Raw genomic sequence first — 12,967 nt, forward strand, 5'->3', positions numbered from 1 at the left:
ACGGGTCAAATGTTGTGATAATAACCTCAATCACATTGGCGCAGGGCCGAAACGGTTTTCATGCGGCTCTTGCTTGAGCATCAAATTTGTCAAATACCCGCCGAGCATCGTGCCAACAAACCCTGCGATAGCCGTTGCTAGCGCCGTATTTTTAGCGATCGCTGGCCCGTATTCTTCGGCCAAGGCTGCGGTTTGCGTCATGATTTCGCCAAAGCCCGCGCCGCTTGTCGCCAGCTCTTGAGAGGCTGCTTTCATCGCCGCCATCTCTTCGCCGCCCGTGGCTTGTTGCGCGAAATACTGCAGCAATCCAGTGATGAATAATATCATGATAAAAAACAGGATGCTCATCCAGCCAGATTTTCCTGCATCGTGACAACGCTTGATCAGGATGAAAAAAGTTGGGATCGCGATCAGGAGTGACGCCAAGCTTAAAATGCTCGCCAATGAATAATTGATGAGGGGTGCGATCGCGATAACAGCAGCGACTAAAGCTAACATAGCCAAGCCTCGTAGGAAATCTGACGGACCGATCCGGCCATTTGGTGAAAATAGTAAATTGCCCATGAAGGCCTCTCCCTTTGTTGTTTTACGATAAGAGATTGGCAGATACGCGACAGAAATCAAGCTTTTTCATCTGAACTAGCCAAGCGGCGCGCCGTAACGGTTGGCCTCCGGGTCAGGTTTCGCAAACCCGCACCATGCTGTGAACAAGCCCCACACGCCGTAGAGCAATGGGCCTAAGACAACGCCGCCATCTGCTAAACGGGCTTGGTAGTTAGCTTGCAAGCGGGCGATCTCGGCGGGATCAATGTCATCTTTGCGGTCATATTTTGCGAATTCGCTGAAATATTCAGATCCGCCATAGGCCATTAATACGGCAATCGCGATCACAACGGTTAAGGCCAGCATGGCGGTCAAAGGCCAGAAGCTACGCCCCATATCGTGGAGGCGTTTCCCGTAAACTGAATACAAAATTTGAAAGACCAAAACGATAAAAATGAGGGACAGGAAAAACCCTGCCAGAGTATCCGCAATTTCGTGAAGGCCCAGCTGTGCCAGCGTCACGAAAACAGCAAACCCCACAAAGCCGATCCAGAACTTCTTGCGGCCCATGCGGCCTGCGGGAGATAGAAATAATTTGATCATGCGCAAGTGTTACCGCGCGGAGCGATCACTTGAAAGGCTCAATTTCGGGCGCAGGCATTTTGCCGCAAAAGATGCACTCTTAGCTCTTGGAGGCATTGGATTTATCGGCGTTGAGCGTCTCTTTTAGCAACTCCCGCGCTGTGGCGGCATGTTCGGCCAAAGCGCCCATATCTTCGCGCATCTCATAGGTTTCGCGCGCAAGTTTAAAATCAAAAGCGAGGAAATCATCGGCCAATCTTGCCGCCCGCGCCTCGCTCTCGCCCATAAATTCTAGCGCTTTTCGACCTATGGCAAGACCGCCACGGATCGTCTCGCGTTCGACAAAATCTGCGTCTTCCGCGAGAAGTTCAAAGAGGTGGGGACGGCCAAAGGCACGGGCGATGATCTTGGCCTGCGGATAGTGTTCGCGGACCTCCCGCACAGTGCGTGTGACGGCTTGGGTGTCGTCCATTGCCACGATAATCACCTTCGCAGTCTTGGCCCCCGCAAGGCGTAAAATATCCATATCTGAGGCATCGCCGTAATAGACTTTGTGCCCGAATTGTTTGAGAAATTCGATGTGGTCGCCATTATTATCGATGATCGTCGTGCCGATCTCTTGGGTCTGCAAGAGCCGCCCAGCGATCTGTCCGACACGGCCATAGCCCAGAATAAGCACGGGATCATGTTGGTCTTCTGGTGCCTCCCCCGTGCGTGCCTCTCGATCAAATCTCGGGGCGATCAACTTATCATAGGCTAAGACAAGGAGCGGCGTTAGCGCCATCGTCAGCGCAATCACGGCATTCAAGCGGCTCGCTATTTCAGGCCGCACAGCGCCTTCTGTCAGCGCAAACTGAAAGAGAACGAACCCAAATTCGCCTGCTTGGCACAGCAAGACCGCGAATAAAAACCGATCACCCCCGCGTAATTTGAACACAGTTCCGATGGAAAATAGAATTAAAAACTTGATTAGCAATAACCCGACGACAAGCCCAAAAATTAAATCAGGGGTCTGCGCCAAGGTGATGAAATCGAGCGACATGCCGACGGAGATAAAAAACAGTCCCAGCAGCAGCGCTTTGAACGGTTCAATGTCGCGTTCCAACTGATGCCGATATTCGCTATCTGCCAGAACCACGCCCGCGATGAACGCACCCAGTGCCGCCGATAATCCTAGCCAGCCCATCAAAAGCGCAGACCCGATCACGAGGAGTAACGCAATCGCTGTAAACGTCTCGCGCACGCGACTTCGCGCGATTAAACGAAAGATCGGACGCAACAAAAGCCGCCCCGCGACTACCATCCCGATCAGCACACCAAAAATTGCCAATAGGCGAAATACGCCTGTCGGGCCGTGGCTCTCCGCGCCGTGGCTGTCGTAACTTGAGACAGGCTCAAACCCCGCCATCACCCCAAGGATAGGCAGCACGGCGATCATCGCGATCACAATAATGTCTTGGAACAATAGGACCGCAAAGCCAGATTTGCCTGTTGGCGTGACCATATCACCGCGGTCTTGCATCATCTGCAGCGCGATTGCTGTCGACGACAAAGCCAGCGCCATGGCGACCGTGATCGCTTCGGGCAAGCTAAGGCCTAGCGCAACACCAATGCCTGTAAAGGCCGCTGTCGTCAGGCCGACCTGTAGCCCGCCCAGCCCTAAAAGCTTCCCGCGCATCTGCCAGAGCGCTTGCGGGCGAAGTTCTAGTCCGATCAAGAACAGCATCATCACTACGCCAAATTCAGAAAAATGCAGAATGGTCTCTGGTTCAGTAATCAGCCCTAAAACATGTGGGCCGATCAGGACGCCTGCAATCAGGTAGCCGATCACAGACCCCAGCCCTGACAGTTTTGACAGCGGGACCAATACGCACGCCGCAGCCAAAAAGACAAAGACTGAAAATAATAATGATCCGTCCATCTAGGTCTCTCTTACGTTTAATATCTCGGCCAGCGCCAGGAGTTCCGCGCGAATATTGTCCGTCCGAATTTTGGCTTCGTCGTCCACGCCCCACGCTTCGATTTGATAGGCTTCATCAAGGCGAGATAATTCAAATGCGTCCTCAGCAGACAATGCGCCCTCCATCACGGCCATGCCTAAAATGGCCGACCCAAAGACGGCTGTAAAATGCACGAATAATGTCAAATCAATATCTGATAAATTGCGCGCGTAGTCAGCGACAGCATCAAGGCTGCCTTCGGCTTGCTCGACCGCCACAATACCCGTGACAGCGGTGAGGTCTACCCCGCGCGCCTTCGCCCATTCCAACCACGGACCCCATTGCGTGATTTGGCGCTGCGTTAAATCTGCCGGATCAGGCGCCCGGTAGCAGAGTAAGTCTGTGCCTGCATAATTGCGAGCTTCCAGCACAATGTCGTCCCGATGGTCAGGTGTGCGTTCCAGCGCCACATTGGCAAGGCGCGTGATGGGCATGATGGCGGGATTGATCTCATCCACTTGCGCGTCCCACTCCGCTGCAATTAATTGCGCCAAGCCTTGGGTGGGCAAATTCAGCGACTTTTTGCCGGGTGTTTTTAGCTGGCGTCCGTCAAGCAATACGACGTAGCCACTCTCGCCCGCTTCGACTGTGACGTCTTTGTAAAACCGCTTCGCCATTACCGAAGCTCGTCCCAATCCACGTCTGACTCGTTGCGATTAAACGCCAGCAATTCAAAGGCTGCATTCATATGCTTTGGCAAATGCGCCGTGACAGTCAGCATCTCTCGCCCCTCACGCGGAATAGAAATAGAGCGCGCATGCAGGTGTAGGCGTTGCTCCAACCCGCCTGGCATTTCACGGTCTGTCATATATTTTGGGTCGCCCGCGAGGGGGGCGCCGAGCAGTTGCATATGAAGACGTAATTGATGTGTGCGGCCCGTCAGCGGCATCATCGCGACCCAAGCCGCGCGTTGCCCCGCTTGCGACAAAGTATGATAGAGCGTCCGCGCATGCTTGGCCCCGTCCGCGCCGTGGCGAACCGCTTCCATCACTTCTTTGCCCGCATGCTTATTGCCAAAGCGATTATCTAATACGCCTTTCGCCATATAGCCTTTGATCTCGCCAGAGTTAGGTTTGGGGACACCGTTCGTGATGCCCCAATAGATTTTCTCGGCATTGCGCGCTTGAAAGGCCCGCCCGATTGTCTTGGCAGAATGAGCATTTTTGGCGACCAGCAAGACGCCTGATGTGTCGCGGTCCAGTCGATGCACGAGGCGGCAGCCTTCGCCCAAAGCCGGGAGCATGCCGTCAATATGGCGTGTGGTATTCGTCCCGCCCTGCACGGCCAGTCCCGCAGGCTTATTCAGCGCGATAACTTCATCGTCCTCATAGATCACCATTTCGCGGATCAGCCGCGCATCCGTATCATTCACGACAGGCGCAGTCTTTTCGTCTGTAGGCTCCGGCAGCGGCGGAATTCGCACGACCTGCCCGGGCTCTAGCCGTAGATTACCTTTGGCGCGTTTTCCGTCCACGCGCAGCTGCCCCGTGCGCAAAAGCTTCTCAACGCGACCATGTGCGATGTGGGGAAACTGGCGCTTAAACCACCGATCAAGGCGCGAGCCTGCGTCGGTCTCAATAACAGTCATCTGTTGAACGCCACTCATGTTGCAAATATCCCGCGTGATACCCAAAGACCAAGGCCCAGCGCTGCCAAGCTAATAATGACTGACCCGCCAACATAGGCGATGAACGGGCCGTAGGCTTTTTTCTCTAGCAGGAGAAATGCGTCTAATGAAAATGCGCTGAAAGTGGTGAAGCCGCCCAAAATACCGACGCCCAAAAACAGGCGCATCGCATTACCAGCGTTGCTAACTTTTGCCGCCAAAAATCCAATGAGTAACCCCATCAGCAAGCTACCGATAATGTTGGCAGCCATTGTGCCATAGGGAAAGCCTGGCCCGAAGACCCGCAAACTCGCTTGACTAAGGATGTGGCGGGCGCTGGCACCAATGGCCCCGCCCAAAGCGACATATAAAATAGAACTCATGGCGCAGTCCTTATAGGGTCTGCCCCGTCGCGCCAATCAAAAACGGGGCCCGAAGACCCCGTTCTTATCTTTGAATATCAGCAGGATTTTACTGCGTTGGGTAGAAATAATTCCCGCACGTCTTCATGTAATAAATCGTGCGGCCATTCACGCCCTCGATTTTGAAGGCTTCCAAATCGCGCCCATCTGTGACGTCGAGCTTGGAATATTGCAGACCGTGCTGTTCGCCGTACCCCAAAATACCGACGGTGCCATTGGCGATCGTCGCATTGGTGCAGGCGGATGACGGCACATCGTTAAATCCGCTATAGCCTAATTCACGCGCGACATAGTCGAGGTAATTCGCGTCATAGCGAGAGGCCGCATAGCGATTGGCAAGCTTATCGCAAAAACCTGTTGGCGTGAGCGAATGGCTGTCACCAAACTCTGGATTCGTGCCCAGACGCGTTACGACGACAGGCGCAACTGCCGTTGTGCTGAACAAAGTTGTCGTCAAGCCCGACGTTGGTTGCGCACGCACAGGAGCAGGTTCAACGGGGCAATTAGCGCTCGTTGCTGCTTGGCTGCCGTCCCAACATGTGACCATCGGCGCGGGTTCAACGGGGCAAGTCGCCAGATCATTGACCGTGCTGCCATCCCAACATGTGAATGTCTCGACCTTGGGCGGCTCGACAGGGCAAGCCGCTGTTGAGGTCGCAAAACTATTATCCCAGCACGTGACTTTCGTTGGACACGCCGCTTGGTTTTCAGCCTCTGACCCATCCCAACACGCGATAACCGCAGGCGGGGGTGGCACAGCGGCTGGTTGACAGGCTTTGAGTAAGAAGAACAGTGCCAGCAGCGCGGCGAGCGCCAGAAGCAACCATTTCAACCAGCCCCAAATGCCAGGGCCAGTCGACGCTGCCACGGCGGGCGGTGTCACAGCAGCAGCCGCGACAGGCGCTGCAGCAGCGGCCACAACAGGCACAGGCGCAGCAGCGGCTTTCGGCGCACAAAGGCAAGACCGACCGACTTCGCGGCCCGTTTCGTCGTATAAGACATCGATATATTTATCGCCGTGGTGGATGCGCTTGTAATAATCTGGATTATCTTTCAAACGCAGCACACCCGACAATTCCTGATCGCGGGCATCGCCTGTTGGGAAACCCTCACTGCGCAAGCGGACATCGCCATTATCGTCATATAGCGCGAAGTAATGTTGCCCATTTTCATGTTTAAACATAGCAACATTGTTGACGCGATCATTGACTGTGTGGCCTTCATAGGCTTCGCATGGCAAATAATCATCGGCTTTATCTTTGGGTTTGGCAGCCATGGCAGCTGTCGCGGCCACGGCAGCGGCCGCAGCGACTGGGGCCACATTGGCGGCACGTTTACGCTTGCCCATAAGATAAGCGGCCCCTGTCGCAGCCGCAGCGGCAGAGCCGTACCAGACAGAACGTGCAATTTCTTTATTATTGCCCGCCCGCAGACCGAAGTCATACTTTTTGCTTTTCTTCAGCGGACCCCGGTAATTATAGCGGTCCTCAATCGTAATATTTTTCTCGACTGAAGCCACGCCAACATCGCGGGCGGCTTCGGTCGGATAACCCTCAGAAATCAGCGCGATTTTACCGTCTTCGAAATACGCAAAATAATACTGGCCGTCTTCGCCTTTGAAAGTTTCGATTCCATGATCGCGGCCTTTTGTTTGGCGCGTGTAAAATGCGAGGGGTTTGTAGTTTTGCTCAACATTGGCTTTGCGCGGCGCAGCTGCGGCGGCAGCTTTTTTGGGTTTAGCTGCAGCTTTTGACTTGGCTTTAATCGTGCCTAAAAGGCGACCCGCCAGATGTTCGGCTTTGGCCTTAGAAGAGAGTGTCGGGCTGACAGCAACTTCTTGCTTATTGCCTGCAATGATCGACAGACCCCATTTGCCGCCATCGCGTTCTTCGACTTTAACATTCGCTTTGATTTTCTCGTTTTTCTTGACCGACTCAATGCCGTTATCGCGACCGCTTTCTGCGGCGTAAGATTGACTGATCAAGGCAATGTCGCCATCCATGTAGCGACAGAAAAAATGTTCCCCGCCTTCTTCAAATTTTGAAAAGCCGAATTTCTTGGCCTTCGTGTTCTTTTTATAAAATGATAGCGGTTTATAGTCGTCAATTTTGCGAGCCATGCGCGTCCTCCGAGGTCAAATTTCCCAGACGTTACATAGGACGGATGCTAACGATAAGTAAATAGCTTCGCGTTAAGCGCGTAAAACTTAGTGGCGCGCGCGATTGAGGCTAAGCTACCTCTCCGACGGCAAATAGCGCACGGGCAACATACCCAAGCGACCATTGCGATCAATCTCAATATCCCAATTTTCGCCATCACCAGATGTGTCCATCAAAGCTTGCAGTTGACGGGCAGACGTCACGAGAGAACCGTTGATTTCCGTCACAAAATCACCGGGACGCACGCGGTTATAATTCGCCGCAGAGCCGCGTTCGACCTTCAAAACCATCACGCCTGTCAGGTAGGGGTCAAAGCCTAATTCTTCGCCCAATGCAGGGCTCATATTAACGACAACCGCACCGTTCAGCGGATGACGCCCGTCTAGCTTGCGCTCATCACGCTTGGGGCTTTCTTGTGGCGTATCGACTTTGACCGAGCCAATGCGCTGCTGCCCGTCGCGGAAATAGCTCACCCGCGTTATCTCGCCTGTCTTTAGTGTTGCAAGTTTGAACCGCAATCCGCTGTCATCATTAATAGCTGTGCCGCCAATAGAGAGAATAACATCACCCTTCTCTAACCCCGCTTTGTCAGCCGGACCGCCGCGCAGAATTTCGTTGATCACAGCCCCTTTCGCACGGTCCAGACCGAGAGCAGCCGCCATTGTCGCATCAACGCCGTTCGTGCGCGCGCCGATCCAAGGACGCACAATGCGACCCTCTGACAAGGCGCTATCGACCGCACGCTCTACCAACTCTGACGGGATTGCGAAGCCAATACCGTTTGATCCGCCAGAGCGCGAGAAGATCGCTGTATTCACACCGATTAATTCACCCGACAAATTCACCAGAGCGCCGCCCGAATTACCGGGATTCACGGCAGCATCTGTCTGAATGAAACTCGACACATCCGTTACATTTGTACGGCCTAAGGCGGATACGATACCGCTCGTCACCGTTTGTCCGACACCGAAGGGATTACCAATCGCCAGCACAATATCACCGATCTCTAGCGGACCATCACTACCAATGCGTAGGCTGGGAAGTGTCTCGCCATCGGTATCTATTCGCAAAACCGCAAGATCAGTCTCTTCATCTTTCGCAATGATCTCAGCTGGAAATTCACGGCGATCATTCAAGACGATTTTCAGCTCTTCTGCCCCTTTGACCACGTGAGCATTGGTTACGATAATCCCGTTTCCACGCACGATAACGCCAGAACCGAGCGAGCTTTCCATCCGTTCTTGCGGAGCGCGACGCATACCGAACATTTCATCAAAAAAGGACGACCGACTGCGTGTGCGCACCGTGCGGGAGGTGAAAACATTGACGACAGCGGGTGCCGTCGTTTTCACAACGGGAGAATACGACAACTGCACTTGAGCTTGGCTAGTCGGGACAACGCGGTCCACGCCCGCTACGGAGTCAAGGAATTGCGCATTGGCAGGACTCGCCGCTCCGCCCAAAACCAAAACAGACCCCAGCAATGACAAAATCGATTTTTTCATAAGCCCTAAATAGGCAAGCCTGCCGCTCGGGAAAAGGGGCAGGCTCAGATTATGAGGCATTTGTCATGGAAATACGGCAATAGCCGCGCACAGATGATGCTTAATTATTCAGCGACGCCGCATAGGGCATGCCATCAAAGATCGGATTGAGGTAGCGATCCCGTCCGCCGCCTTCCCAATTCTGCACGTTTTTGATACAAAACCGCACGATTTCAGGCGCTTGACCTGCCCGTTTACGCTTCGCTTCTGCCCGCTCAAAGGCTTTGATTTCGCGCAAAGGCGTTGCAGCACCATTGGCACACGCGGCGATAACATCTGAAGGGGTCGTATTGGGCGTCTGTTTGAACTCTGTGCGGTTATAGGCTTTATAATTAACACTGACCAAATTACCCGACAGGTATTTCACAAACACCATACGGCGATATTCAGGATTATCCGATGGTCCTGATTCAATCAGCAAGACAGGGCTAACATCGCCAAATTGTGCCTGTGCAGGGAGCCGCCATAGTCAGCATGGCAGCAGTGGACAGGGCTGTTAATTTTAAAAAACGAGACATAGATTTCACTCCCAATCGATCAATCCGATGATGAAACTTATTAAAGCAAAAATAAGGCCGATACAGCCCAAACGTGCAGTTAAATTCCATTATCTCGCATGCAAAGCTCACTTTTTCTCTTACAACGCGAAATCCTCGCCCTACAATATGTTTTGAAAACTTTGCTCAGACACGCCAGACACGAAACTGTCTTAATTTGGGATCATTACGTCATTGCGCCGATAAAAAAGTCCATCTTTTGATGTCTGTTTTCCGCGCCTAATCCGTGATGTTGCGTTAAATTTCACGGGATAGGTGTAGGCGCCATCAGCGAACAAATCTGAGTAACGCTGCACCTGAAAATGTAAATGCGGCTCGCTAGTATTACCAGAATTTCCGCATTGTCCCAGCGCGTCCCCTCGCGCGACACGGTCGCCCTCTTTCACCGCGGCGCTACCTTTTTTCATATGTGCGAGCAAAGCGTAGTGCTTGTCGTCCATCTTAATCACAATATGATTGCCAGCTGGATTTTTAGGATCCGATCCGCCAATCGGCTGATCAATTTGATCGCTGACAACGCGCTCAACCTGGCCCGCGACAGGCGCAATCAGCGGTGCACCAAAACAGGCATAACTTGTCAACTCATCCGGGTCACCATCACGGCTTTGCCCGTTGGGATGCGTTAAAACAATATCTAACGCATGCTCTTGAGAGCTATGTGCGACATGATAATTGACCATCGTATTGTGACCCGCATGAAACATATAGCTCGGCTGAGCAAAGGGAGAATTCACCGCCACTGCGCCCTTACCTGTAAGTTGTGGGAAAAGGCTATCACCTAAGATAAAGACCATAATAGGAATAGATATGGCGGTAAATATTGACATCGGCTTGGCCCCAACACGTTTGGGAATAAGGCTGATTAACGCCAAAAATGCCGCCCCACCGCCTATGATGGCGTAGATAGTCTGCCGCTCGGCTTCACTAAATTGCGCCGCGATAACACCCGTACAAACGGTCATCGCGCAGAGTCCCCAAAACGCGATGCGTAATACAATCTGCCGCCAATAGCGTAAGTTTTCTTTGGCAAGAGGGGCCTTCCAGAAGCGCCAAAAAATCTCATTTTTGATAAGGTAAGGCAGCCGTGCCAGTGGGACGACGACGCATCCCACCATAATCAAGATCATAATAATATTAAAATAGGCTCCAACCCGAAAGGCCAGCGCGGTCAATATGAAAGCCAGCGCGCAGATCAAGGCGATAATTACGCGCATAGCAATTTGCCACCCAGGCATCTTACCCTCTTGAACCGCCATTGCTCAGTCTAACTTTCTGCACCAAAATCCACTTTTGACACTGGCAGCTGTCGGATGCGTTTGCCCGTCGCTTTGTAGATCGCGTTCGTAATGGCGGGGGCTATTGGCGGTGTGCCGGGCTCCCCAGCGCCGCCCAGCGGGGCATCACTCTTGATAATGACCACGTCAATTTTCGGCGCTTCGTCCATGCGTGTCACGGGGTAATCGTGGAAATTGCTCTGCTCAATCGCACCGTCAGCAATGCTGATCTCGCCGTTCATCGCGGCGCTCAGGCCGTAGATAATGCCGCTTTCCATCTGTGCGATAAACCCGTCAGGGTTAACCGCCATGCCGGCATCCGCGGCGCAAGTAACATGAACAATGCGCGGCGCACCGCGGCTCATATCAACCGTCACAACCTCTGCTACAATCGTCATAAAGCTCTCGACGAGCGAAATACCCTGCGCTTGACCCGTTGGCAGAGCTTTCCCCCAGCCTGCAAGTTTCGCGGCTGCATCTAGCACTTTCAAATGACGCGGCTGTTTCGCCAGCAACTTGCGACGATATTCATAGCCGTCCATGCCCGCTTTTTCTGCCAACTCATCAACAAAGCTTTCGGTGAAGAAACCGTGCTGCGTGTGATCGACGGAACGCCACGGGCCGAGGCGCACATGAACTGGGCTCTCGACATAGTGCATTGACTGATGGGGTATATCGTAAGGAATATGACTAGCCGTGGGTGGGTCGAGCTTATGCACAAACACGCTTTCCCAGCTTGTCGGCATGCCGTCAGCATCAAGCGTGGCTTTGAGGCGGGCCAGCACAGAGGGACGGTAATGATCCTGTTGTGTGCTTTCTTCGCGGGACCAAATCACTTTCACTGGCACTTTGGCTTTTTGCGACAACCTGACGGCCATATTCGTATAATCGGGCATAGCACGACGGCCAAACCCACCGCCCATAAAGGCTGTGTGAACTGTGACGTCTTCCAACGGAATACCTAGCAGAGCCGCTGTTGCGCCGCGTGTACCGAGGGGGTTCTGCGTTCCGGCCCAAACATCGGCTTTACCCTCCCGCACCCAAGCGGTTGCGTTCATGGGCTCCATGCAAGCATGAGCGAGAAACGGCACGCGATATTCAACTTCATGCGTGCTGACAGCTGTTTTGGCAGCTTTCGCCACATTGCCTTGTTTGTGCAGTTTCTGCGTCTCGCCTGTGTCTAGCGCCTTGGCGTATTGCGCAAAGATCGTCTCTTCGCTGGCAACGTCATTCTCACTCTTCATCCACGCAATGTCGACAGCTTGCAGCGCCATTTTCGCCTGCCAGTAACCATCCGCGACGACCGCGACGAAGTTGTCCATATTATAGACGCCGTGAACACCGGGCATGCCCTTAGCTGCACTAGCGTCTATCGACTTGACAGTCTGGCCATGAACGGGGGCTGCGGCCAATGTGGCATATTTCATACCCTCGACTTGCGCATCAATACCGAACTGGGCTGTGCCGTCGACTTTGGCGGGAATATCGACCCGTGGTAGCGATGTGCCCATGAGCTTATACTCGGCGCGGTTTTTGAGCTTTGGATGTAAGTTCGGCTTCATGTCCGCTGCGGTCACCGCAAATTCTGCGAAGGGGCCAGATTTTCCAGAGCTGTGATAAATATAGCTTTTCTCCGCGCGCAATTCGGAGAGCGGGACATCCCACTGCTTCGCTGCGGCTGCGAGGAGCAATTCTTTCGCGGCAGCCCCAGCCGTCAGCATCGCGCCTGTGCCAGTAAAGCGCACAGAGGTCGAGCCCCCCGTGATCTGCATATCCATGCTTTGCGCCATTTTCAGGAACGCCCCGTTCAGCGTGTCAAAGACAAGGCCTTTGGGCATTTTCCCGCCCATCATTTCATTGTTCGCAAACTCCCGCACCAGAGGCATATTGGCGTATTCTTTCACGGCGGGCGCTTCCATAATTTCAAGCGCGTCCCAGTCTGCTTCCATTTCTTCGGCCAGCATGGCGGACAGCGCGGTATGCACGCCTTGGCCCATTTCGCCGTGGGGAATGATGGCTGTGATCGTGTTGTCTGGCGCAATTTTGACCCAAGTCGTGATCAACTGCTCCGCGCCTTCTGTCGCGAATTTCGCCAGCTCGCCTGTGCGGTCCCCTGGTCGAATGGCAACACCCACAAAGAGCGCGCCACCCGCTGCGAGGCCCGCAACTGTGCCAGCACCAATAAAGCCGCGACGCGTCCATTTGCGCGCGCCACTCTCGTTTTGGCGACGATTTTTCTTCTCTGCTTTTTTGTCAGCGCGTGTCAGTTTTGCCATGATC

11 protein-coding genes are annotated in these 12,967 nt (G+C 53.6%); all 11 read right to left on the minus strand.

Annotated elements, in window-relative coordinates; all coding sequences use genetic code 11:
- Window positions 1-30 precede the first annotated feature (30 nt).
- The 11 genes from AB8615_RS09275 to AB8615_RS09325 all read right to left on the minus strand — a co-directional run bounded on the left by AB8615_RS09275 (window position 31) and on the right by AB8615_RS09325 (window position 12,963).
- Entirely contained in the window at window positions 31-564 is a 534-nt protein-coding gene (locus tag AB8615_RS09275; protein WP_409432317.1) for a DUF805 domain-containing protein, read from the minus strand.
- 75 nt (window positions 565-639) lie between these two features.
- Entirely contained in the window at window positions 640-1,146 is a 507-nt protein-coding gene (locus AB8615_RS09280) for a DUF805 domain-containing protein (RefSeq protein ID WP_409432318.1), read from the minus strand.
- A 79-nt stretch (window positions 1,147-1,225) separates the two neighbouring features.
- Window positions 1,226-3,046 carry a monovalent cation:proton antiporter-2 (CPA2) family protein gene (locus AB8615_RS09285; RefSeq protein WP_409432319.1) on the minus strand — a complete coding sequence of 607 codons (1,821 nt, stop codon included), beginning with the start codon at window positions 3,044-3,046 and terminating at the stop codon, window positions 1,226-1,228.
- Window positions 3,047-3,742 carry an ATP12 family chaperone protein gene (locus AB8615_RS09290; protein WP_409432320.1) on the minus strand — a complete coding sequence of 232 codons (696 nt, stop codon included), beginning with the start codon at window positions 3,740-3,742 and terminating at the stop codon, window positions 3,047-3,049.
- Window positions 3,742-4,731, minus strand: coding sequence for an RluA family pseudouridine synthase (locus AB8615_RS09295; protein WP_409432321.1), 990 nt, complete (start codon window positions 4,729-4,731; stop codon window positions 3,742-3,744). The genes AB8615_RS09290 and AB8615_RS09295 overlap by 1 nt, the downstream gene beginning before the upstream one ends.
- A complete protein-coding gene (gene crcB, locus AB8615_RS09300; RefSeq protein ID WP_409432322.1) occupies window positions 4,728-5,114 on the minus strand; it encodes a fluoride efflux transporter CrcB in 387 nt (128 codons plus the stop codon). Before crcB ends, AB8615_RS09295 begins: the two co-directional genes overlap by 4 nt.
- 88 nt (window positions 5,115-5,202) lie before the next feature.
- The gene (locus tag AB8615_RS09305; protein WP_409432323.1) at window positions 5,203-7,272 is read right to left on the minus strand and encodes a YegP family protein; all 2,070 of its coding nucleotides are present in this window, start codon (window positions 7,270-7,272) and stop codon (window positions 5,203-5,205) included.
- A 114-nt stretch (window positions 7,273-7,386) separates the two neighbouring features.
- A complete protein-coding gene (locus AB8615_RS09310; RefSeq protein ID WP_409432324.1) occupies window positions 7,387-8,817 on the minus strand; it encodes a Do family serine endopeptidase in 1,431 nt (476 codons plus the stop codon).
- Window positions 8,818-8,917: 100 nt separating this feature from the next.
- Window positions 8,918-9,277 carry a hypothetical protein gene (locus tag AB8615_RS09315; RefSeq protein WP_418152292.1) on the minus strand — a complete coding sequence of 120 codons (360 nt, stop codon included), beginning with the start codon at window positions 9,275-9,277 and terminating at the stop codon, window positions 8,918-8,920.
- Window positions 9,278-9,565: 288 nt separating this feature from the next.
- Entirely contained in the window at window positions 9,566-10,648 is a 1,083-nt protein-coding gene (locus AB8615_RS09320; RefSeq protein ID WP_409432326.1) for a M23 family metallopeptidase, read from the minus strand.
- A 29-nt stretch (window positions 10,649-10,677) separates the two neighbouring features.
- Window positions 10,678-12,963: a xanthine dehydrogenase family protein molybdopterin-binding subunit gene (locus AB8615_RS09325; protein ID WP_409432327.1), complete on the minus strand. Its 2,286-nt coding sequence runs from the start codon at window positions 12,961-12,963 to the stop codon at window positions 10,678-10,680.
- Window positions 12,964-12,967 lie beyond the last annotated feature (4 nt).

This window comes from Litorimonas sp. RW-G-Af-16, from assembly GCF_048319245.1.
In the GTDB taxonomy this organism is placed as follows: Bacteria; Pseudomonadota; Alphaproteobacteria; order Caulobacterales; family Maricaulaceae; genus Litorimonas.

Coding starts and splice junctions, on each gene's coding strand:
- AB8615_RS09275 (WP_409432317.1), bottom strand. CDS start 564: ATGGGCAATTTACTATTTTCACCAAATGGCCGGATCGGTCCGTCAGAT.
- AB8615_RS09280 (WP_409432318.1), bottom strand. CDS start 1,146: ATGATCAAATTATTTCTATCTCCCGCAGGCCGCATGGGCCGCAAGAAG.
- AB8615_RS09285 (WP_409432319.1), bottom strand. CDS start 3,046: ATGGACGGATCATTATTATTTTCAGTCTTTGTCTTTTTGGCTGCGGCG.
- AB8615_RS09290 (WP_409432320.1), bottom strand. CDS start 3,742: ATGGCGAAGCGGTTTTACAAAGACGTCACAGTCGAAGCGGGCGAGAGT.
- AB8615_RS09295 (WP_409432321.1), bottom strand. CDS start 4,731: ATGAGTGGCGTTCAACAGATGACTGTTATTGAGACCGACGCAGGCTCG.
- crcB (WP_409432322.1), bottom strand. CDS start 5,114: ATGAGTTCTATTTTATATGTCGCTTTGGGCGGGGCCATTGGTGCCAGC.
- AB8615_RS09305 (WP_409432323.1), bottom strand. CDS start 7,272: ATGGCTCGCAAAATTGACGACTATAAACCGCTATCATTTTATAAAAAG.
- AB8615_RS09310 (WP_409432324.1), bottom strand. CDS start 8,817: ATGAAAAAATCGATTTTGTCATTGCTGGGGTCTGTTTTGGTTTTGGGC.
- AB8615_RS09320 (WP_409432326.1), bottom strand. CDS start 10,648: ATGCCTGGGTGGCAAATTGCTATGCGCGTAATTATCGCCTTGATCTGC.
- AB8615_RS09325 (WP_409432327.1), bottom strand. CDS start 12,963: ATGGCAAAACTGACACGCGCTGACAAAAAAGCAGAGAAGAAAAATCGT.